Annotated in this window: 1 protein-coding gene; it reads left to right on the top strand. The window is 38.2% G+C overall.

The window, feature by feature from the left end; all coding sequences use genetic code 11:
• The coding region (locus EZH24_RS14695) for a hypothetical protein (RefSeq protein ID WP_161976229.1) at positions 1-225 on the top strand (225 nt) is incomplete at both ends.

The raw sequence follows: 225 nt of genomic DNA, 5'->3' as shown, positions 1-225 counted from the left end.
CAAATATATAAATCCGCAGACGGTAATAGTTATATAGCGAGCGAGGATACGGATTTAGACGGATTTAAATACAAATCGTATATTCAAATAACCTTCAACTCCGAAACCGAAATAACCTTTTATTTATATACGGGTATGACTGGCGGACCTCTATTGACGGAAAGCGGAACAGTATATGAAACTGGCGGTTATATAGCAGAATACGAAGGAACTTTAACCGCGCAA

This window comes from Brachyspira catarrhinii (assembly GCF_005518285.1).
In the GTDB taxonomy this organism is placed as follows: Bacteria; Spirochaetota; Brachyspiria; order Brachyspirales; family Brachyspiraceae; genus Brachyspira; species Brachyspira catarrhinii.
This window is presented reverse-complemented; position numbering and strand designations above follow the sequence as displayed.